21 protein-coding genes are annotated in these 19,651 nt (G+C 64.2%); 13 read left to right on the forward strand and 8 right to left on the reverse strand.

The features are described 5' to 3' along the window. Positions 1-4: 4 nt before the first annotated feature. From BerOc1_RS01140 to rfbD, 9 genes are all read left to right on the forward strand, one after another. Positions 5-841: a HesA/MoeB/ThiF family protein gene (locus BerOc1_RS01140; RefSeq protein WP_071543891.1), complete on the forward strand. Its 837-nt coding sequence runs from the start codon at positions 5-7 to the stop codon at positions 839-841. A 125-nt stretch (positions 842-966) separates the two neighbouring features. After that, positions 967-1,353: a winged helix-turn-helix domain-containing protein gene (locus BerOc1_RS01145; protein ID WP_071543892.1), complete on the forward strand. Its 387-nt coding sequence runs from the start codon at positions 967-969 to the stop codon at positions 1,351-1,353. A 54-nt stretch (positions 1,354-1,407) separates the two neighbouring features. After that, a complete protein-coding gene (locus tag BerOc1_RS01150; RefSeq protein ID WP_071543893.1) occupies positions 1,408-2,232 on the forward strand; it encodes an ABC transporter substrate-binding protein in 825 nt (274 codons plus the stop codon). Positions 2,233-2,299: 67 nt separating this feature from the next. Beyond that, positions 2,300-2,995 (forward strand): ABC transporter permease, encoded by a 696-nt coding sequence (locus BerOc1_RS01155; protein ID WP_071543894.1) that lies wholly within the window; start codon positions 2,300-2,302, stop codon positions 2,993-2,995. Continuing rightward, positions 2,992-3,645: an energy-coupling factor ABC transporter ATP-binding protein gene (locus tag BerOc1_RS01160; protein WP_071543895.1), complete on the forward strand. Its 654-nt coding sequence runs from the start codon at positions 2,992-2,994 to the stop codon at positions 3,643-3,645. The genes BerOc1_RS01155 and BerOc1_RS01160 overlap by 4 nt, the downstream gene beginning before the upstream one ends. Positions 3,646-3,661: 16 nt before the next feature. After that, on the forward strand, positions 3,662-4,369 hold the full coding sequence (locus BerOc1_RS01165) for a molybdopterin-guanine dinucleotide biosynthesis protein MobB (RefSeq protein WP_071543896.1): 708 nt from the start codon (positions 3,662-3,664) through the stop codon (positions 4,367-4,369). Between the two features lie 3 nt (positions 4,370-4,372). Then, complete coding sequence (locus tag BerOc1_RS01170) at positions 4,373-4,834, forward strand: tRNA (cytidine(34)-2'-O)-methyltransferase (protein ID WP_071543897.1); 462 nt, start codon at positions 4,373-4,375, stop codon at positions 4,832-4,834. A gap of 76 nt (positions 4,835-4,910) precedes the next feature. Beyond that, positions 4,911-5,927, forward strand: coding sequence for a dTDP-glucose 4,6-dehydratase (gene rfbB / locus BerOc1_RS01175; RefSeq protein ID WP_071543898.1), 1,017 nt, complete (start codon positions 4,911-4,913; stop codon positions 5,925-5,927). Beyond that, positions 5,927-6,802, forward strand: a complete 876-nt coding sequence (gene rfbD / locus BerOc1_RS01180; RefSeq protein ID WP_071543899.1) for a dTDP-4-dehydrorhamnose reductase — start codon at positions 5,927-5,929, stop codon at positions 6,800-6,802. The genes rfbB and rfbD overlap by 1 nt, the downstream gene beginning before the upstream one ends. On the opposite strand, the gene BerOc1_RS01185 is transcribed toward rfbD, so the two are convergent. Then, positions 6,799-9,588 (reverse strand): SulP family inorganic anion transporter, encoded by a 2,790-nt coding sequence (locus tag BerOc1_RS01185; RefSeq protein WP_071543900.1) that lies wholly within the window; start codon positions 9,586-9,588, stop codon positions 6,799-6,801. The genes rfbD and BerOc1_RS01185 overlap by 4 nt on opposite strands. A gap of 277 nt (positions 9,589-9,865) precedes the next feature. On the opposite strand from BerOc1_RS01185, the gene BerOc1_RS01190 reads away from it, so the two are divergent. Then, positions 9,866-10,768 (forward strand): glycosyltransferase family 2 protein, encoded by a 903-nt coding sequence (locus BerOc1_RS01190; RefSeq protein ID WP_071543901.1) that lies wholly within the window; start codon positions 9,866-9,868, stop codon positions 10,766-10,768. Positions 10,769-11,196: 428 nt separating this feature from the next. On the opposite strand, the gene BerOc1_RS01195 is transcribed toward BerOc1_RS01190, so the two are convergent. The 5 genes from BerOc1_RS01195 to BerOc1_RS01215 form a co-directional block, all read right to left on the reverse strand. Beyond that, positions 11,197-12,138, reverse strand: a complete 942-nt coding sequence (locus tag BerOc1_RS01195; protein ID WP_071543902.1) for an aminotransferase class IV — start codon at positions 12,136-12,138, stop codon at positions 11,197-11,199. 10 nt (positions 12,139-12,148) lie between these two features. Beyond that, positions 12,149-13,174, reverse strand: a complete 1,026-nt coding sequence (locus BerOc1_RS01200; RefSeq protein ID WP_071543903.1) for an aspartate-semialdehyde dehydrogenase — start codon at positions 13,172-13,174, stop codon at positions 12,149-12,151. A gap of 18 nt (positions 13,175-13,192) precedes the next feature. Continuing rightward, complete coding sequence (locus BerOc1_RS01205) at positions 13,193-14,065, reverse strand: methylenetetrahydrofolate reductase (RefSeq protein WP_071543904.1); 873 nt, start codon at positions 14,063-14,065, stop codon at positions 13,193-13,195. Positions 14,066-14,188: 123 nt separating this feature from the next. Next, on the reverse strand, positions 14,189-14,578 hold the full coding sequence (locus BerOc1_RS01210; protein WP_071543905.1) for a (deoxy)nucleoside triphosphate pyrophosphohydrolase: 390 nt from the start codon (positions 14,576-14,578) through the stop codon (positions 14,189-14,191). Continuing rightward, complete coding sequence (locus BerOc1_RS01215) at positions 14,575-16,548, reverse strand: ABC-F family ATP-binding cassette domain-containing protein (protein WP_071543906.1); 1,974 nt, start codon at positions 16,546-16,548, stop codon at positions 14,575-14,577. The genes BerOc1_RS01210 and BerOc1_RS01215 overlap by 4 nt, the downstream gene beginning before the upstream one ends. A 100-nt stretch (positions 16,549-16,648) precedes the next feature. Between BerOc1_RS01215 and BerOc1_RS01220 the strand changes: the two genes are divergently transcribed. The 3 genes from BerOc1_RS01220 (at position 16,649) to BerOc1_RS01230 (ending at position 17,727) form a co-directional block, all read left to right on the forward strand. Next, entirely contained in the window at positions 16,649-16,924 is a 276-nt protein-coding gene (locus BerOc1_RS01220; RefSeq protein ID WP_071544485.1) for a GIY-YIG nuclease family protein, read from the forward strand. Between the two features lie 102 nt (positions 16,925-17,026). Then, positions 17,027-17,275, forward strand: a complete 249-nt coding sequence (locus BerOc1_RS01225) for a hypothetical protein (protein ID WP_071543907.1) — start codon at positions 17,027-17,029, stop codon at positions 17,273-17,275. Continuing rightward, on the forward strand, positions 17,272-17,727 hold the full coding sequence (locus BerOc1_RS01230; RefSeq protein WP_071543908.1) for a hypothetical protein: 456 nt from the start codon (positions 17,272-17,274) through the stop codon (positions 17,725-17,727). Before BerOc1_RS01225 ends, BerOc1_RS01230 begins: the two co-directional genes overlap by 4 nt. Positions 17,728-17,801: 74 nt before the next feature. Here the strand turns inward: BerOc1_RS01230 and leuB are convergent, their stop codons facing one another. Together leuB and BerOc1_RS01240 are read right to left on the reverse strand one after the other, a co-directional pair. Beyond that, positions 17,802-18,869, reverse strand: a complete 1,068-nt coding sequence (gene leuB / locus BerOc1_RS01235; protein WP_071543909.1) for a 3-isopropylmalate dehydrogenase — start codon at positions 18,867-18,869, stop codon at positions 17,802-17,804. A gap of 288 nt (positions 18,870-19,157) precedes the next feature. Then, entirely contained in the window at positions 19,158-19,649 is a 492-nt protein-coding gene (locus tag BerOc1_RS01240) for a 3-isopropylmalate dehydratase small subunit (protein WP_071543910.1), read from the reverse strand. Positions 19,650-19,651 lie beyond the last annotated feature (2 nt).

Here is a 19,651-nt window from a genome sequence, read left to right on the forward strand (position 1 = left end):
CCGCTTGAGCGCCTCCCTTGAGGACTCCATCCGAGGTCTCGCGCAGTCCCGCGCCCTGCCCTGGGGCGGCACCGGGCCGGTCCTGGACGTCCTGGATGTGGCCGCACTGGCCGAAAAGCACGGCCTGCCGGGCCACGAAATCGAGGCCCTGGCGCTCAACCAGGACGTCACGCCCGCCCGCTACCTGCGCAACCGCCGGTCCGTCAGCCGCGAGGACCAGATCCGCCTGCTCAGGGCCAGCGTCGCCCTGGTGGGGCTCGGCGGCCTGGGCGGCTCCCTGCTGGAGCAGTTCCTGCGTCTGGGCATCGGCCGCGTACGCGCGGCGGACGGCGACCTTTTCGAGGCTTCGAACCTGAACCGTCAGGCGTTGTCCACCCTGGACGGGCTGGGCCGGGAAAAGACCCGCGCGGCCCGGCTGCGGGCCGAGGCGGTCAACCCCTCGACCACCCTGGAGACGCGCTCCGAATTTCTCACCACCGAGGCCCTGCCCGGTTTTCTCGACAGCTGCGCGCTGGCCGTGGACGCCCTGGGCGGCCTGGACATGCGCGGACACCTGCAACGGGCCGCGTCCCGGGCGGGCATCCCCCTGGTGACCGGGGCCTTGGCCGGTTGGAGCGGGTACGTCGCGGTGGTCATGCCTGGGCAACTCGGCCCGGCCGACCTCATGGGCACGAACAACGGCGGCGAGGAGAAGCTCGGCTGTCCGGCCCCGGCCGTGAACCTGGTGGCCTCGCTCATGGCCTCGGAGGTGGTCAACGTCCTGACCGGCGCGCCGACCCTGGCCGGACGTATGCTGCTCGTGGACCTTCGTTCGCACACATTCGAGACCGTTTCGCTCTGATTTGGTGCCAAGCTCTGCCCTATTATGTTTTCATTGACGTAATTCGAAAAATTCGTCTATTTTCTTCACTTGGTAGAATATCCATCGCATCTGTTTCTTTAGACAAGTGAACTCTGAGGTACCCCATGGAGCGAAACCCCGAAACCATACTGAGGCTGCGCGTCTGGCTTGAACAAGAGGATCAAACCTACATCGGCATCGGCAGCACCCTGCTGCTGCAACAGGTGGAGAAACTGGGGTCCCTGCGCAAGGCGTCGGAAGCCTTGGGCATGTCCTACAGGCGGGCATGGGGAAAACTGAAGAACGCCGAGGAGCGCATCGGCAGGCCCCTGGTGGAGAAGACCAAGGGCAAGGGCCAGCGCTTCAACCTCTCGCCCTACGGCAAGGAGGTCATGGAGAGATTCCTGCACTTCTACCTGGACGTGGAGGAATACGCCACCAAACGCGCCTCGGAGCTGCTGGAAATGGACGTCAAGAAATCCGGCGAATTCTACCGGGACGACATGGAATAGGCCCTCATCCTGTTTGAGGTCTGCGGATACAACTGTTCATCACTGGAGGTAAAAATGAAACGTTTGCTTATCGCCGCCCTGTCCTGCCTTATCGCCATGGTCATGGCCCTGCCCGCGCTGGCCGGTCCGACCCTGATGATGGCCACCACCACCAGCACCGCCAACACGGGCCTGCTGGACGAATTGATCGTGCCCAAATTCATGAAGGACACCGGCATCGAGATCAAATACGTGGCCGTGGGCACCGGCAAGGCCCTCAAAATGGCCGAGAACTGCGACGTGGATGTGGTCCTGGTCCATGCCCCGGCAGCCGAAAAGGCTTACGTGGACAAAGGCGTGCTCATTGACCGCAAGGAACTCATGTACAACGACTTCGTCATCATCGGCCCGGCCTCCGACCCGGCGGGCGTCAAGGGCATGGACGTGGCCCAGGCCCTGAAGACCATCGCCGAGAAGCAGGCCGTGTTCGCCAGCCGTGGCGACAACTCCGGCACGCACAAGAAGGAGCTCTCCCTGTGGAAGGCCGCCGGCATGGCCGTGCCCGAGAAGGACGCCTGGTACATCCAGACCGGCCAGGGCATGCTCCCGACCATCAACATCGCCAACGAAAAGAACGGCTACACCATGACCGACCGCGGCACCTACATCAAGTACGCGGACACCAAGGGCGGCAACCCGCCGTTGGTGGTCCTGGTAGAGGGCGACAAGGTCCTGTTCAACCAGTACAGCGCCCTGGCCGTGAACACCGCCAAGTGCAAGGACGCCCAGTACGACCTGGCCACCAAGTTCATCAACTGGATGGCCTCCCCGGACACCCAGAAGGCCATCGGCGACTTCAAGCTGCTCGGCAAGAAGCTGTTCATCCCCAACGCCCAATAAGACCGCACGGTTGACTCGACGGGGGAGGGAGGCGGCAACTCCCTCCCCCGTTTTCGCGAGATGACACATGGATTATCTGCTTGAAGGCTTTAGCCAGGGTTTCATGCTCCTCTTCTCGGGCGACCCCGAGGCCTATTCGGCCATCTGGGCCACGGTCTACGCCTCGACCCTGTCCATGATCTGCAGCATGGCCATCGGCGTTCCCCTGGGCTTTCTGCTCGGCTACAAGAAATTTCCCGGAAAGAAGGTCGTCCGCACCATAGTGGACACCCTGCTTTCCTTCCCCACCGTGGTCATCGGGCTGGTGGTCTACGCCTTTTTGACCCGCAACGGCCCGCTTGGCGGCACCGGCCTGCTCTTCACCATCCCGGGCATGGCCATCGGCCAGACCCTGCTCGGCCTGCCGATCATCGTGGCCATGACCGCCAACGCCGTGGAGGGTCTGGACAAACGGCTGCCCATGACCCTGATAACGCTGGGCGCCAACCCCGGCCAGATGATGTGGGCCACGGTCCTCGAGGCCCGCTACTCCATCATGCTCGCGGCCATGGCCGCCTATGGGCGCATCGTCTCCGAGGTGGGCATCTCCATGATGGTCGGCGGCAACATCAAATGGCACACCCGGACCATCACCACGGCCATCGCGCTGGAAACCGGCAAGGGCGAATTCGCCGTGGGCATCGCGCTCGGCATGGTCCTCCTGACGGTGGCCCTGCTGGTCAACATCGGGGCCGCGGGCCTGAAGAAGCGGGCCGTACAATGAGCACGCCGCTGATCGCCCTCGACAACATCCGGCAGCGCTACTCGGACCGGACCGTCCTCGACATCGAGCACCTGGAGTTCGCGGAGGGGACCATCACCGGCCTGGCCGGACCCAACGGCTCGGGCAAGTCCACCCTGCTGCGCCTGCTCGCCTTCCTGGAGCCCCCGGCAAAGGGGACCGTCAGCTTTCTCGGCCGTCCCGCCTCGGCCAAATCGGCCGTGAACCGGCAGGTCACCCTGCTGGTCCAGGAGCCCTACCTGCTCAAACGCACGGTCTTCGCCAACGTGGCCTACGGCCTGCGCATCCGCAGCAAGAACGACATCCCGGCCAAGGTCTTCCGCGCCCTGGAGGTCGTCGGCCTCGATCCCGCCGTCTTCGCCAAGCGGCAATGGTACGAGCTGTCCGGCGGCGAGGTCCAGCGCGTGGCCCTGGCGGCCCGGCTGGTGCTCAAGCCCAAGCTTTTGCTCATGGACGAGCCCACAGCCAGCCTGGACGCCAAGAGCGCCGAGCTGATCCATCAGGCCGCCCTGTCCGCCCGCGACGAATACGGCGCGGCCCTGGTCATCGCCAGCCACGACATGGGCTGGCTCGAAGCGGTCACGGACCACATCCATTACCTCGAAAACGGCCGCCTGGTGCGGACCGTCTAACCGTTCGGAGGACCCCATGAAGGCTGTCTCCATCATCGGACCGAAAGATTCCGGCAAAACCACCCTGGGCGTGGAGCTCGCCCGCCATTTCAAGGAACGGGGACTGACCGTGTCCGCGGCCAAGTTCAGCCACCACGGCTTCGACTGGAGCGACGCCGACACCACGGACTACGCCGCCGTGTGCGACACCGTGGCCGGGCTGGCCCCCAAGGAGACCTTCATCCACTGGACCGCCCACAAATTTCTGCCGGACCTGCTGCCGCTGCTGACCAACGACGTGCTCATCGTCGAGGGCGGCAAGGAACTCGGCTTCTTGCCCCGCATCCTCTGTCTGCGAGGCGACCTGTCCGACGGCATCGACTGGCTCCACCCGGAACTGGCCATCGCCAGCGTGGGCGAGACGTCCGTGGACGGCGTGCCGGTCGTCAACGACCTTCCGTCTCTGGCCGATCTGGTCCTCGAAAAGGGCTTCTTCCTGCCGGGCATGGACTGTGAGACCTGCGGCCGCCCGGACTGCCGCACCCTGGCCTCGGAGATCGTGGCCGGAAAGACCACTCCCCGGGCCTGCCTGGCCATGCACAACTCCATCCAGGTGGACATCGACGGCGCGGCGGTCGGCATGAAACCGTTCGTCGAGGACATCATCTCCGCCTCCATCCGCGAGATGATCCGCACCCTCAAGGGGTACGCACCGGGCAAGGCGACCATCAGGCTGGACGTCTAGCCCATGCGCATCGTCCTCTTCGAGCCGGAGATTCCGCCCAACACCGGCAACATCGCCCGGCTGTGCGCGGCCACCAGGACCCCGCTGCATCTCATCGAGCCGCTCGGGTTTACCATCGACGACAAGCACCTCAAGCGCGCCGGACTGGACTACTGGCCGCATGTGAACGTGACCGTGCACCCGAACTTCGGCCAGTTCCTGGAAACCGTGGCCCCGCCGCGCCTGGTCATGGCCACCACCAAGGGGAGCGCGTCCCACCACCGCTTCGCGTTTATGCCCGACGACGCCATCGTGCTGGGCCCGGAGACGCGCGGCCTGCCCATGGAGCTCATGGAGGGGCACCCCAAGGTGCGCATCCCCATCTGGGGCGAGGTGCGCAGCCTGAACCTGTCCACGGCCACGGGCATCCTGCTCTACGAGGCCCTGCGCCAGACAGACGGCATCGTGGACGACGTCCCGGCTTGAGTTTTCGCCGCCCCGGCGGTAGGATTCGACGGCCCAACAAATTCCGAACCCTTTCACCAGAGAACGCGTACATTCCATGAAACTTCTCGTCACCGGCGGCTGCGGCTTCATCGGCACCAACTTCATCCGGCTCATGCTCGCCTCGCATCCGGACTGGTCCATCCTCAACCTGGACAAGCTGACCTATGCGGGCAACCGGCTGAACCTCCTGGACCTGGAGGAGAACGAGCCGCGCTACGAATTCGTCCGGGGCGACATCTGCAACCGGGAGTTGGTCATGGACCTGCTGGGCGGCAAAAGGATCGACGCGGTGGTCAACTTCGCGGCCGAGTCCCACGTGGACCGGTCCATCAACGACCCGTCGCCGTTCGTGGCCACCAACGTGGCCGGTGCCCAGAACCTCATGGAGTGCGCCCGTCAGTGCGGCACGGGACGGTTCGTCCACGTATCCACGGACGAGGTCTACGGCACCCTCGGACCGTCCGGCAAATTCACCGAGACCACGCCGCTGGCCCCCAACAGCCCGTACTCGGCCAGCAAGGCGGGCGCGGACCTCATGGCCCGGGCCTATTTCGAGACCTACCGCTTCCCGGTGCTGATCACCCGCTGCTCCAACAACTACGGGCCGTATCAGTTCCCGGAAAAGCTCATTCCGCTCATGTACCTGAACGCCAAGGCGGACAAGGGGCTTCCGGTCTACGGCGACGGGCTCAACGTGCGCGACTGGATCTACGTGGACGACCACTGCCGGGGCGTGGAACTGACCCTGACCAAGGGACGCGAGGGCCAAGCGTACAACTTCGGCGGCAATGCCGAGGAGACCAACATTTCCGTGGTCAGGACCCTGCTGTCCATCGTGGGCAAGCCGGAGTCCCTGATCACCCATGTCACGGACCGCCCAGGCCACGACAAGCGGTACGCCATGGACTTCTCCCTGGCGGCGGAGGAGCTGGGCTTCGCCCCGACCCTGCCCTTTGACCAGGGGCTGGCTCAGACCATCGCCTGGTATGAGGCCAATACCACCTGGCTGGAACAGGTCCAGAGCGGCGAATACCGGACGTTCATGGACTCCTGGTACGGGGAGCGCGCCTGATGCGTATAGAGGGCTCGCGCATAGCCGTACTCGGCGGCCGGACCGGCCTGCTCGGCCAGGCCCTGGCCTGTGCCTTCGACAACGCAGGGGCCTTGACCTTCCCCCTGTCCAGGCAGGACTGCGACGTCCTGGACCCGATGTCAGTGGAGCAATGGCTGGACAAGAACGATCCGGACCTGCTGGTCAACGCCACGGGCTACACCCAGGTGGACCTGGCCGAGGACGAGCCGGAAAAGGCCTTCGCCCTGAACGGCACGGTCCCGCCCCTGCTGGCCACCCTGGCCGCGCGCCGGGCCATCCCCTTTGTCCACTACAGCACGGATTTCGTGTTCAACGGCCGGAAGCGGACGCCCTACACCGAATACGACGAACCCGACGCCTCCTCGGTCTACGGGATCAGCAAGGCGGACGGCGAACGCGGCCTGCTCAAGCTCGGCTACAAGCGCACCCTGATCATCCGCATCTCCTGGCTCTTCGGGCCCGGACGGACGAATTTCGTGAAGAAAATCCTGGGACTGGCCGACGCACACGAGAACCTGACCGTGGTCGACGACCAGACCGGCTCCCCGTCCTACGCCCCGGACATCGCGGAAAACACCCTCAGATTGCTGGAAAAGGACGCCACGGGCCTGTTCCACCTGGCCAATTCGGGCGCCACCTCCTGGCACGGGCTGGCCAGCACCGCCGTGGCCCTGGCCGACAAGGCGTGCACTGTCTCGCCGGTGCCCACCACGGCCTACCCGACCAAGGCCACCCGGCCGCCCTATTCGGTGCTCGACCTGTCCAAGTTCACCCGGACCACGGGACTGACCCCGCGCCCCTGGGAAGACGCCCTCAGGCAATACGTGGTGGATGACCTCGGCCTGGGCGCCTAGAGCATCAGTTCGCGGACCCTGGCGTTGGCGTCGACAAGCCGTTCGGACAGAAGATTGATCAGGAACCGGTTGACGGCCGTGACCAGCCGGGGCGCTCGCGCCTCGATGGCATCGAGCTTGCGCAGGGTCATGCGGTAGAGGACGCACTTCTCCGCCGCCCGGATGGTCGCCGACCTCGGGGACAGGGTGTAGATGCCCATCTCGCCGAAGACCGCGCCCGGCCCGACCTTCTTGAGCCGGATGACCCGTCCGTCGGGCAATTCCAACTCCACGTCCAGACGGCCGGATTCCACGAAGTACATGGCGTCCGAGTTGTCGCCCTGGCGGAAGACCGCCTCGCCCGCCTGGACCGCCTCGCGCTTGAGGACCTTCATCAGCGCCGGAATGTATTTGGGTTCCGGAAAGATCGGCACGAGCAGTTCGGGCAGGGTCTTCTGTCGGATTTCCAACATGCCTTCCGCGTCCAGCACGCGGTTCTCGCACCACTCCAGGGCGTAGTCCAGGTCGAAGAATATCTTGAACTGCCCCTCCTCGTCGCCCGCGTAGCCCAGGGAGGCCATGTGCGACTCCAGCTCCAGCGGGGCGCTGGTGATGACCACCTGGATTCTGTTCTGCACGGCGAGCTTATACAACTTGGCGAAGCCGAGGCTCGAGGCTGAGGCGAACCCCCGGGTCAGCCGGAAATCCAGAACCAGGTATTCCAGGGAGAGCTGATCGGGATCCTCCAGCCGCCTGCGGATGTCCCTGATGAGCAGTTCCATGGAACCCAGAAAGAGGAATCCCTGGACGCGCATGATGTGGATGTGGTCGCCGAATTCCTTGAGCACGCGCCGCTGGGCCGAGGCCCGGTCCACGTTGCTGGTGTGCTGGGAGCCGGAGAGCACGTTGCGGACCGCCCCGCCTCGTCCGGCCCGGCTGACCGTGACCATCAGGGCCAGGGCCACGCCGAAGCCGATGCCTTCGAGCAAGCCGAGAAGGATGGTGGCCGCGAAGGTCAGCCGGAGCAGCCACAGCTCGGAGCGGCTGGTGAAGGACGACCGGGTGCGCAGCAGCCAGTCGCGGATGAGGTCCAGCCCGGCGTAGACGAGCAGCCCCTCGGGCACGAACCGGGGAATCACGGGCAGGATGAAGTCCGCGTAGAACAGCCCGACCGCGCAGATCAACCCGGCCACGATACCGGCCAGCGGTCCCCTGCCGCCCGAGGCGTAGCTGCCCGCGCTACGGCCGAAGGACAGGGAGACCGGCATGCCGCAGCACAGCCCGGAGACCATGTTGGTCACGCCGAGCGAGCTGTATTCGCGGCTCAGGTCGCTCTCGCGCCCCCGAATCAGTTCCAGCCGCGTGATCCGGTACATGACCGTGAGCACGGCCAGGGCGACCATGGCCCCGATATACAGGCCGTGGGACTTGATCACCGCCCACTGGATGTCGCTGAACAGCAGGGGCGACTTGAGCACTTCCACCAGGTGGACCAGCAGAGAGCCCTTTGGAAAGGCCACGGGCTCGGCCAGGTCGCGGATCGCGGGAGGTGTGGCCCAGACGCCCGCCGCGTTGCCCGCGCCCACGGCCGCCAGGATCAGGGCCAGCAGGAACAGGGAATTCTTGCTGCGGAACATGGCGAAAAACAGGATCAGTCCGAAGACCACGCTCGGCCCCATGGTGTAGAGGTCCTGGTCGAGATTGAAGTTGGTCGCCACGGACAACCCCAGGCTGTAGACGTTGCTCCAGTCGAGGTTCAGCCCGCCCATCCAGGCGAACGCCCCGACGAGCACGAAAACGCCCACGCCGCCGATGACCCCGCCGATAATCTGCAAAGGAATGTAGCGGACGTATTCGCCGAGTTTGAACTGGCCCAGGACCAGCAGGCACAGCCCGGTCAGAAACGCCGCCAGGGCGAGGCCCGCCAGGAGGGTCGGCAGGATCAGTTCCGGGGCGAAAGTCTCGGCCATGTAGCGGTACATGCTGCCCATGAACAGGAAGAGCACGGCGGTCAGAACCGTCTCCGGCCCGACCAGGGCAAAGGGGATGCGGGACAGGAAGGAAAAGAAGATGGACCCGACGATGACCCCGGTCAAAGCCGCGCCGAGCATGAACGGCAGATACTGGTGCATGCCCCCCTGGGATGCGGCCAGCAAGGACAGGGAATAGACGAAAAAGAGGGACAGCACGCCGGACACGATGCCCGCGTACAGGTTCAAGGTCTTGCCGCCGCGCAGCAGCCGCCAGCGGTCCGGGTCCCTGTCCTCCTCGATGCTGGTCCCGTCCGCGCCGCCCTTGTAGTCGGCGTCCCAGACCTGCGGTTCGTGGGGCTCGGCCAGGTCGCTGACGTCTATCTCGCTCTCGTCGACCTCGGGCATTTCCTCCACGGCCCGAAGCGTAGCGCCGCATTGTGCGCAAGCGACGCCGTGGCCCGGATCCTGAACATGGCCGCAGGCGGCGCAGAGAACGTCCTCGGGTCCTTGCAGGTTCAGGTCGAGCTCGACGCCGTCCAGGTCAATGGGCCTGAGCGGCTCGCCGTCCCCCCCGTCGGGAAGCGGCTCGCCCTCGGGCGCAACGGCCGCATCGCCCGGCACGCCGGCCGGTTCCTCCTTGTCCAGGTCATGAGGAGTATCGTCCGGGACGATCCCGGCCGCATCTTCGGCCTCGTTCCCGGTCTTGTTCCCGGCCGCTTCCGGGGCCGCAATGGTCACGCCCCGGCCGCAACCGGGACAGCGGGCCTTTTTCCCTGTCAGACCGTCCGGGACAACGCGCTCATAACCGCAGGATTCACACTTGAAGATCGCCACAAGGTACCGCCGGATTCAAGAGGTGCTACAAAAGTCCGGAAAGGACGAAACCGGTTCCCATATTGTTTCACGCATTTAAGTACATACGTCAACCCAGTCCCACGCGCAAGCCGACGCTTGGACGTCTGTTCAATATCTTTTTTCCGAAAATTCGCTCCCCGGGTCTAAAGTTCCCCATTTATGGGCCGATATATTTGGTGCGAGTGAGGTGAATTGTGTACACGGATCGTACCGGCCTTTCTCGGACAGGAACTCGTAATCCCATGGAAGGGCGACCATGCGCAAGCATACCGTTTCCATAATCGTTTCCGACCTGGAAACCCACCCGGGCCTGCCGCGGCTGCTGCAGTCCATTTCCCGGCAGTCCGACGGGCTGGACCGGGCCGAGATCGTGGTGGCGGGAAACGGCGGTCACGCACCTTCCGACGAAAGCCTCTGGCGCGCCATCACCGGCCTGGACGCCGTCCGGCTGGAGACCTTCGAGCCCGACGTGACCCCTTCCCGAGCACGCAACCTGGCCGCGGCCAAGGCCATCGGCGACCGGCTCGTGTTTTTGCGCCCCGACCACCGGCTGGACCCCAAGTACCTGACCACGGCCGACGCGGTCTTCGCGGACCACCCCGGCACCGACGTCATGTACGCGGACTACATCCGGCTCGCGCCGGGCGCGAACCGCTCCATGGGCCCGTCCATGGTTCAGCTGCCGCCCTACCGCGACGGCCTGCTCCAGGCGCGCGGCTTCCTCGGCCCCGGCGTGCTCATCACCCGCGAGGCCTTCGGATGGACCACCGGATTCCGGGACAACACCTTCTATCGCGACTGGGACCTGTGGGTCCAGGCCGCGCAGGCCGGTGCCGAATTCTATCACGTCGGCTACCCGCTGACCTCCTGCGAGCATCGCAAGGTCTCGTTCAAGGAACGGGCCGAAGACGGACGTTGCAAGGCGGTCCTGGTCATCAACAACCAGCATTTCTTCCACGAGCACACCGTGCGCTGGGCCCTTTCCTACCTGCGCGGCGAGGCCTGGGCCGAGGCCTTCTCCTTCATGACCATCCCCGGCCCCATGGACGTGACCCGCATGCTCCACGACCACGCCATGCGCACCATGGGCACCGACACCCTGGCAGAAGAGGCCATCCGGCAGTTCGACCAGGCGGTCATCAACTCCCACCTCCTCTAATCAACCATTCATTCAGTAAGATAATGGTTGCGGAAGGCGGCTTCCGATAGCGGCGCATCTGCACATTTTTTCCGTCCGGGGCAATCCTCACGTAGAAGGCTACGCTGCGGTTGCCCCGGCCGGAAGAAAATGCACAGCTGCACCACTCTCGAAAGCCTTGTGCGAGCGCGGTAAGAGAGCCGCTGTCGGGTGGCTACGCACCCGATTCGCTCCTTTTTTGAGAGGGAGTAAAAGACGAATCTTGCGCCCTACCCCGCGAAGCGGTGATAAAAAAGTTTAGGAAGGGAGCGGGGATGGGGGGTTCGGGGGAAGGGGAGAGGGGAACCCTTTTCTCAAAGGGTTCCCCTCTCCCCTTCCCCCGACCGCCGGAGGCAAAAAAAGGGGCCGCCCTTTGGGCGGCCCCTTTTGAATAGCACTGGAGACCCGACCTAGAGGGGGATGCCGGTGTCCAGGAGGTCCTTTTTGAGGAGTTCACGGATGCGGGCGGCCACGGGGCCGGGTTTGACGTCGTGGATGGGCTTGCCGTTGAACCGGACCACGGGGATGGCGTCGCCGGTGGTGCCGACGATGATGACCTCGCGGGCCAGGAGGATTTCCTCTTCGCTGATGCCTCGAAAGACGATGGACACCTCGCTCTTGATCAGATCCACGGCGCGCATGAGAGTGGTTCCGGCCAGGGCGTTGGTAAACTCCGGGATGACCAGCTTGCCGCTCTCGTCCACGATGCATACGTTTTCGGTGGCCCCTTCGGCCAGGAACCCGTTGCGATCGAAACAGAACGGGAAGTCAAAGCCCTTTTCCTCGGCCTCATGCTTCATGAGCACGTTGGGCAGGTAGTCGATGGACTTGATGGTCGCCAGGTACGACTGCTTGGCCGGAATGGAGGTCTTGAAGGCGGTGACGCCCTTTTCGTAGACCGATTCCGGCTTGGGGTGCATGTCGTAGGAGACCACGTAGAGGCTCGATTCCGGGCACTCGGACGGATAGATGCCGAAGCCGCCGGGGCCGCGCCCCAGGAGCACACGGACCATGCCGCTGTCCCGGCCGCCCGCCCGGGCCACGTCGAGGATCAGCCCCCGGATGTCGTCCCAGGAGCACGGCGGGGTCATGTAGATGGCCTGGCAGGACCGCTGCATGCGGGCCATGTGCGGCTCGAGCTGGTAGAGCTTCCGGTCCACGAACTTCATGGTCTCGAAGATGCCGTCCCCGCGATGAACCAGATGGTCGTCCCAGGGCATGACCATGAGCTTGGGGTCCGTGCAGATCATGCCCACACGGTGCTCGTAGAAGGCCTGGATCTCGCCCGCGCCCGGCCGATCGACGGCCAGCATGGCTTCCAGATACGTTTTGGAATCCGCTACCTTGGCCACGATAAACTCCTTAGGGCACACGCACCAGGTCGCGCTCGATCAGGGTCTCGGCGATCTGCACGGTGTTCAGGGCCGCGCCCTTGCGGATGTTGTCGGAAACGACCCACATGTTGATGCCGTTCTCGATGGTCTCGTCCTCGCGGATGCGGCCGACGTAGGTGTCGTCCTCGCCCGAGGCGTTGATGGCCATGGGATAGATAAGCTTTTCCGGGTAGTCCTCGACGGTCACGCCCGGGGCCTTGGCCAGCAGGGCGCGGACGTCGTCGGCGGTCAGCTTGAGTTCGGTCTCGATGTTCACGGACTCGGAGTGGCCGTAGAAGACCGGCACGCGCACACAGGTGGCGGTGACCTTGATGGACGGGTCGCCCATGATCTTGATGGTCTCGTTGACCATCTTCATCTCTTCCTTGGTGTAGCCGTTGTCCATGAAGACGTCGATGTGCGGCAGGCAGTTGAAGGCGATCTGGTGCGGGTACACGTCGGCCACCACGGGCTGGCCGGACATGAGGCGGCGCACCTGGTTCTCCAGCTCCTCGATGGCCTTGTGCCCGGTGCCGGACACCGCCTGGTAGGTGGACACGACCACGCGCTTGATCTTGGCCTCGTCATGGATGGGCTTGAGCGCGACCATCATCTGGATGGTGGAACAGTTGGGGTTGGCGATGATGCCCTTGTGCCAGTCCAGGTCCTGGGGGTTCACTTCGGGAACCACCAGGGGGCACTCATCGTTCATGCGCCAGGCCGAGGAGTTGTCCACCACCACGCAGCCGGCGTTGGCCGCGATGGGAGCGAACTTCTCGCTGATGGAGCCGCCCGCGGAGAACAGGGCGATATCCACGCCGTCAAAGGAATCCTCGGTCAGCTCCTGGACGGTCAGTTCCTCGCCCTTGCACTCGACCTTCTTGCCCACGCTGCGGGCCGAGGCCAGGGGAATGACCTTGCTGTAGGGGAAATCCCTCTGCTCCAGGACCTTCAACATCTCCTGGCCCACGGCGCCCGTGGCGCCGCAGACCGCGACAACGAAATTCTTGCTCATTTTCCTTACCCCCAAAGACTATATATTGAGATTTTTTCCGATTTCAAGAACCGCCTCGGCGCGGTTGAGCGTGTACAGATGCACGCCCGGCGCGCCGCCGTCGATGAGTTCCTGGGCCTGTTTGGTGGCGTAGTCGATGCCCAGTGCGTACACGGCATCGTCACCGCCCTCCTCATGCGCCTTCTCGAGTGCGCTCAGGAATTTGCCCGGAATGGCCGCGCCACACAGGCTGAGAATGAATTTGGCCGACTTCAGGCTCAGAAGCGGCATGACGCCCGGGATGACCGGCACGTTCGCGCCCATCAGCTTGAGACGCTCCACGTAGTCGAAATACATGCGGTTGTCGAAGAACATCTGGGTGACCAGAAACTTCGCGCCCTTGCGCACCTTGAGGTGGACCATGTCCAGGTCGGACTTGATGGACGGGGACTCGCAGTGAGGCTCGGGATAGGCCGCGCCGCCCACGCACAGATCCGGATACCGCGAGCAGATGTACTCGATCAGTTCCGAGGCGTGCCGGAAATCCTGGGAACTGAAGTCGAAATTCTCCACGCCCCGGGGCGGGTCGCCGCGCAGGGCCAGGACGTTGTCGATGCCGGCCTTGACCAGGCTTTCCAGAAAGCCGTCCAGCTTCTCGGCCGAGGCGCCCACGCTGGTCAGGTGGGTGATGGGCTCGAGGCCGTGGTCCCGTTTCATCCGGGTGGCGATCTCCAGGGTGTTGTCCTGGGTGCCGCCGCCCGCGCCGTAGGTCACGGACGCGAACAGGGGATCGAGAACCTTGAGCTTGTCGACCACCTCGAAAAAGGCGGGCCAGGCTTCCCGTTCCTTGGGAGGAAAGAACTCCAAGGAGACGAACGGGGACTTCCCGTCGATCAGATCACAAACACGCAATGCTCACTCCTTCAACAATCACTTCAGGTAAAGCCCGATTCGGGCAAGTGAAGTTACATACTCCTTCTCGGCTCAACCTTCAATGGCGAAATGGCGTAAATCCACGCGGGGCGGGCATCGGAATCAGCCATGGAGGGCTTCGACGATGGCGATGTCGGCGGGCAGGAAGTCGAGAGCGATGGCCCCCTTGGGATCGGTCCAGGCCATATTCTGGCCTTCCATACTCTTCAACTCACCGGAATATTTTGTGATATGATAGAAATGCAGATGAACGGAAAACTCGTCGTATTCGTGACGCAGGTCGCGCCAAAAGGCGAATTCCTCGGGCGTGACGTCCAGTTCCTCGCGGAACTCGCGGACCAGGGCCCGCTCGCGCGACTCGCCCGGCTCCACCTTGCCGCCGGGGAATTCCCACCATCCGGCCATGGGGCCACCCTCGGGCCGCTGCACGGCCAGGTACCGGCCGCCCTGCCAGACGATGCCCGCCACCACCTCCAGGACCGGCTTGGTCATGCCGCCCCCGGTTCGCCGGTGATGGCCTCCATGCGCCCTTCCAGCTCGGCCATCTGCTCCATCAGGGTCTCGGCCCACTCGGTGGCGTCCTTGTAGGCCGCGTTGAGCTTCAGCGCCTGCTCGGGCTTCTCGTAGGTCGCGGGATCGTTCATCTTCTCTTCCAGCCCGGCCTGCTCGTCCAGAACCTTTTCCAGGTCCGCCTCAAGCTTCTCGTACTTCTTCTTGAGCGGCTTGAGCTCACGGTAAAGGCGGTTGCGCTCCTCGGCTTGGCGGCGCTTCTCCTCCTTGGTCAGCTTGCGCTTCTCCAGGGAGTCCTCGGAATCGCAGTCGGCCGGGTTGTTGCGGCAGGCCTCCTCGCGCTTCTGGCGGGCATGGAACTCCTCGAACCCGCCCACGTGCTGGGCCAGCCCGTTTTCGTCCAGGGACCAGACCTCCTCGGCCACCTCGTTGAGCAGATAACGGTCGTGGGCCACGAAGAGCAACGTGCCGTCATAGTCCTGGAGGGCCCGGATGAGCCCCTCGCGGGTCTCGATGTCCAGATGGTTGGTGGGCTCGTCCAGGATGAGCAGGTTGGCCTTGGCCAGGAACAGGGTGGCCAGGAGCAGACGGGACTTCTCGCCGCCGGACAGCCCCTTGACCTTGCGCTCGAAATACGGCTCGCCAAGCAGGAACAGGCCGAGCACGCTCATGACCTGCTCCTCGGTCAGCCCCGGGCTGGACAGCCGCCGGATCTCGCCGATGACCGAGTTGTCCAGGTTGAGGATCTCGTGCTGGTGCTGGCTGAAATAGCCCATCTCGGTGCCCGGGCCGATCTTGACGTGCCCGGCGGACGGCGTCAGCGATCCGGCCAGGAGCTTGAGCAGGGTCGACTTGCCCGCGCCGTTGGGTGCGACCACGGCCACCTTCTTGCCCCGGAAGAGCTGGAAGTTGAGGGCGGGCCAGACCGAACGGCCACCCTCGTAATGAAATTCGAGGTCCACCACGGACACCGGGACCTTGTCGCCCCGCTTGGGCTCGGGCAGGCGGAAGTTCAGGCTCCGGCCCCGGTGATGGGCGGCCTGGACCTGCTTGATCTGGTTGAGCTCCTGTTCGAGCTTCTCCACCTTCTTGAGCTTGCTCTGGGCCTGGGCCGCCTTGCGCGCCTTCACCCTAAACTTGTTGATGTACTTGTATTCGTTGTCGATCCTGGCCGACAGCTTGTCCGCTTCCTTGCGCCGCTGCTCCCGGTTCTCCTCGTCCCAGACCAGGAACTCGTCAAAGGAGCCCTTGCGCAGCAGCGGCTTGGCCCCGCCCAGGAAAAGCACATGGGTGCCCACGCGGTTCAGAAAGACGCGGTCGTGGACCACGAAGGCGAGGGTGCCCCGAAAATTGAGCAGATAGTCCTCCAGCCACTCCACGGCCTCCAGGTCGAGGTGGTTGGTGGGCTCGTCGAGCAAAAGCACGTCAGCGCCCTGCAACAGGACCCTGCCGAGCTTGGCCCGCTCGCGCCAGCCGCCGGACAGCTCGCCGATGCGCTTGAGCAGGTCGCCTTCCGCAAAGCCCAGGCCGGTCAGGATGGCCCGTGCCTTGTGGTCCGGGTTGTAGCCGTAACGCTGTTCGAACTCCGCCTGGCGGTGGGACAGTTGCTCGATGCGCGCGTTGTCCCCTTCGCGCACGGCCTTTTCCCACGCTTCCCAGAACTCGTTCCAGGAAGGCAGCGCGGACAGGACCCAGGCCAGGAGCTGCTGCTCCAGGACCTCGCCGGTCATCTCCTGGGCCACGTAGCCCACGCGGGCTCCCTTGGTCACCGTGACCTGGCCGCCGTCGGGTTCGACCTCCCCGGCCAGGACCTTGAGCAGCGTACTCTTGCCGCAGCCGTTGGGGCCGGTCAGGGCCAGGCGCATGCCCGGCGAAACCTCGAAGGCCACGTCGGAAAAGATCGGCTCGCCGCCGTAGGATTTTTCAAGACTCTGTACTGTGATGCGCGACATATAATAATGGACCTTTTGCGTTTGCGGATGAGAGATATAATGCGTGAAGCGGATTGGCAACTGTTTTGACCGCGCGCGGTCCGACGGGTACACTGCCGCCATGCGAATATGGTACGTCTACCTGCTCCGCTGCGCGGACAACAGCCTCTACTGCGGCATCACCAACGACCTGGACCGGCGGATCAGGGCGCACAACGCCGGGACCGCCTCCAAGTACACCCGGACGCGTCTACCGGTGGCCCTGGCGGCCAGCGTTGAGGTGGACGGCAAGAGCGCGGCCCTGAAACTGGAACTGGCCGTCAAGAAACTGCCCGCAGGGCGAAAGATCGAGCGGCTCATGAACCATTCGCAGACAGGACAAATCACCACCGGGTGACCGGCCGGAGAAAACCGCGTCTCCTTGCCAACCGCCCTGTTTCCACGTACCTTTTTCGCGACCCGAGGCCCCGCCCGAACCCGACAACCCACAGACACCCCAATGCTGGAAGTCAGTACCGTATATCTTCTCCTGACCATGTTCGGGTTCGTGCTCGTGGGGGTCATCGTCATCCACCATCACAACAGCTCGGACATGATTCGGCGCAAGCGCAACGAGGTCCGGCGGCTGACCGTGCACCTTGAAGCCAAGAACTCGGTCCTCGAGGAGCATATCGCCGAACTCAAGAACAAGGTGGGCGAACTCGACGAACAGATAGGCATCATGGAACAGCGGGCGCATTCAAGATGACCTTCAGCATGCTCTTCGGCCTGTTTCTGGCCCTCTTCTTCATAGCCTTCCGGATGATCTCCAAATACCGGTACGCGACCATGAGCGAGCTCAAGAACCGGCAGAACGAGCTCGAAACGAGGCATCAGTCCCTGCGCGACCAGAAGCGGGACCTGGAGCGGGACTTGGTCTCCAAGGAACAGACCCTGGCCACCCTGCGCAGCTCCCAGGGCGACATTCGGGGCATCACCGTGGCCGACCTGGAAGCGGTCGAATCGGACGAAAACGAAAAGGTCGGGCGCTACCTGCTGAACAAGGGCAAGATCACCAGGGAACAGCACGAGCGGGCGCTGAAGAAAATGGATATCCTCAAGATGGACTACATCGGCGTGTGCATGGCGCTCGGTTTCATCGATCTGGAGACCGGGAACCAGGCGAAAAAGGCGGGCAAGCTCAGCACCCCCTCGCTCTGACCCTCTTTCCACACGCAATAGAAAGGGCCGCGTCGCCAAGCGACACGGCCCCTGTTCGCACTCTTTCGATCGAACTACATGTTCGCCAGCACGGCGTCGGCCATGGCGGTGCAGCCAACGGCCTTGCCGCCTTCCTGGACGATGTCGCCGGTCCGGTAGCCCTGCTCCAGGGTCTTTTCCACGGCCCGCTCGATGCAGTCGGCCTCCTCGCCCATGTCGAAGGCGTGGCGCAGCATCATGGACACGGACAGGATGGTCGCCAGGGGGTTGGCCAGGTCCTTGCCCGCGATGTCCGGGGCCGAACCATGGATGGGCTCGAACAGGCCGGGGTTGCCAGCGCCCAGGCTCGCCGACGGCAGCATGCCGATGGAGCCGGTGATGGCCGCGGCCTCGTCGGACAGGATGTCGCCGAACAGGTTGCCGGTGACGACCACGTCGAACTGGGACGGATCGCGGACCAGTTGCATGGCCGCGTTGTCCACGTACAGGTGGGACAATTCGATGTCCTGGTAGTTCTTGTGCTCGTCGATGACGATTTCGCGCCACACGCGGGACACGTCCAGCACGTTGGCCTTGTCCACGGAGCAGACGCGGCCGGAGCGCTTGCGGGCGGCCTCGAAGGCCACCTTGGCGATGCGCCGGATCTCGTGCTCGAAATAGGCCATGGTGTTGAAGCCGAAACGCTCGCCGTCCTTCTCGCCGTCATAGCGCGGCTCGCCGAAGTAGATGCCGCCGGTCAGCTCGCGCACGACCATGACGTCCAGGCCGCGGGCCACGATGTCCGGGCGCAGGTAGCAGGCGTCGGCCAGTTCCTTGAACAGCCGGGCCGGACGCAGGTTGGCGAACAGCCCGAGCTCCTTGCGGATGCCGAGCAGCCCCTTTTCCGGGCGGATGGCCGGGTCGATGGTGTCCCACTGGGGACCGCCCACCGCGCCCAGCAGCACGGCGTCCGCCTTCCGGCACTTGGCCACGGTATCGGCGGGCAGAGGCACGCCTTCCGCGTCGATGGCGCAACCGCCGATCAACGCCTCGGTCGTCTCGAAACCACGGCCGAACTTGTCGCCCACCTTGTCCAGAACCCGCAGGGCCTGGGCCACGATCTCCGGACCGATCCCGTCACCGGGCAATACACAAATCTTCATTACTCTCTCCTGTTGTGATGCCTCCGGCGGGCCTACCGGCGGTCGCCTTCGGCGGGACCAGGGAACCTTTTGAAAAAGGTTCCCTGGACTCTCCAAAACTTTTTGTCGCGCCTTCGGCGGGGCCGTTGGAGCGTACAATCAATGCCATTATCAAATTTCCGTTCCCCTACCCGCGAAGCGGCGCCAAAAAGTTTGGGAAAAGGAGGGGATGGGGGCCCGGGGGAAGGGGAGGAAAGAGCCATTTTTAAAGGGTTTTTCCTCCCCTTCCCCCGCCCGCCGAAGGCCTTCTTAGGCCAGTTTTTTCTTGGCGTACTCGACCAGTCCGCCCGCGTTGAGGATTTCCTGCATGAACGGGGGGACCGGGGCGGCCTGCACGGTCGCACCGGTGGTCAGGTTGTTGATGACGCCGGAGGCGGTGTCCACTTCGATCTGATCGGTGTCGCTGAACTTGTCGATATCGTCGCCGATCTCGAGCAGGACCAACCCCATGTTGAAGCCGTTGCGGTAGAAGATGCGCGCGAAGCTGTGGGCCAGGACCACGGGAATGCCCGCGCCCAGGATGGAAATGGGCGCGTGCTCGCGGGACGAGCCGCAGCCGAAGTTCACGCCGCCGACCATGACGTCGTTTTCCTTGACGCGCTTGACCCATCCGGCCTCCAGGCCCTCCATGCAGTTGGCGCCCAGTTCCTTGGCGTCGGTGGTCACCAGGAAGCGGGCCGGGATGATGGCGTCCGTATCGATATGGTCGCCCACTTTGTGAGCGGTTCCGGTTACTTTCATTA

Origin of the sequence: Pseudodesulfovibrio hydrargyri, assembly GCF_001874525.1 — a bacterium.
GTDB classification, from domain to species: Bacteria; Desulfobacterota; Desulfovibrionia; order Desulfovibrionales; family Desulfovibrionaceae; genus Pseudodesulfovibrio; species Pseudodesulfovibrio hydrargyri.

Bases quoted from the DNA above. Each gene is read 5' to 3' on its own strand.
- BerOc1_RS01145 (WP_071543892.1), top strand. From the start codon at position 967: ATGGAGCGAAACCCCGAAACCATACTGAGGCTGCGCGTCTGGCTTGAA.
- BerOc1_RS01150 (WP_071543893.1), top strand. From the start codon at position 1,408: ATGAAACGTTTGCTTATCGCCGCCCTGTCCTGCCTTATCGCCATGGTC.
- BerOc1_RS01155 (WP_071543894.1), top strand. From the start codon at position 2,300: ATGGATTATCTGCTTGAAGGCTTTAGCCAGGGTTTCATGCTCCTCTTC.
- BerOc1_RS01160 (WP_071543895.1), top strand. From the start codon at position 2,992: ATGAGCACGCCGCTGATCGCCCTCGACAACATCCGGCAGCGCTACTCG.
- BerOc1_RS01165 (WP_071543896.1), top strand. From the start codon at position 3,662: ATGAAGGCTGTCTCCATCATCGGACCGAAAGATTCCGGCAAAACCACC.
- BerOc1_RS01170 (WP_071543897.1), top strand. From the start codon at position 4,373: ATGCGCATCGTCCTCTTCGAGCCGGAGATTCCGCCCAACACCGGCAAC.
- rfbB (WP_071543898.1), top strand. From the start codon at position 4,911: ATGAAACTTCTCGTCACCGGCGGCTGCGGCTTCATCGGCACCAACTTC.
- rfbD (WP_071543899.1), top strand. From the start codon at position 5,927: ATGCGTATAGAGGGCTCGCGCATAGCCGTACTCGGCGGCCGGACCGGC.
- BerOc1_RS01190 (WP_071543901.1), top strand. From the start codon at position 9,866: ATGCGCAAGCATACCGTTTCCATAATCGTTTCCGACCTGGAAACCCAC.
- BerOc1_RS01200 (WP_071543903.1), bottom strand. From the start codon at position 13,174: ATGAGCAAGAATTTCGTTGTCGCGGTCTGCGGCGCCACGGGCGCCGTG.
- BerOc1_RS01210 (WP_071543905.1), bottom strand. From the start codon at position 14,578: ATGACCAAGCCGGTCCTGGAGGTGGTGGCGGGCATCGTCTGGCAGGGC.
- BerOc1_RS01215 (WP_071543906.1), bottom strand. From the start codon at position 16,548: ATGTCGCGCATCACAGTACAGAGTCTTGAAAAATCCTACGGCGGCGAG.
- BerOc1_RS01220 (WP_071544485.1), top strand. From the start codon at position 16,649: ATGCGAATATGGTACGTCTACCTGCTCCGCTGCGCGGACAACAGCCTC.
- BerOc1_RS01225 (WP_071543907.1), top strand. From the start codon at position 17,027: ATGCTGGAAGTCAGTACCGTATATCTTCTCCTGACCATGTTCGGGTTC.
- BerOc1_RS01230 (WP_071543908.1), top strand. From the start codon at position 17,272: ATGACCTTCAGCATGCTCTTCGGCCTGTTTCTGGCCCTCTTCTTCATA.
- leuB (WP_071543909.1), bottom strand. From the start codon at position 18,869: ATGAAGATTTGTGTATTGCCCGGTGACGGGATCGGTCCGGAGATCGTG.
- BerOc1_RS01240 (WP_071543910.1), bottom strand. From the start codon at position 19,649: ATGAAAGTAACCGGAACCGCTCACAAAGTGGGCGACCATATCGATACG.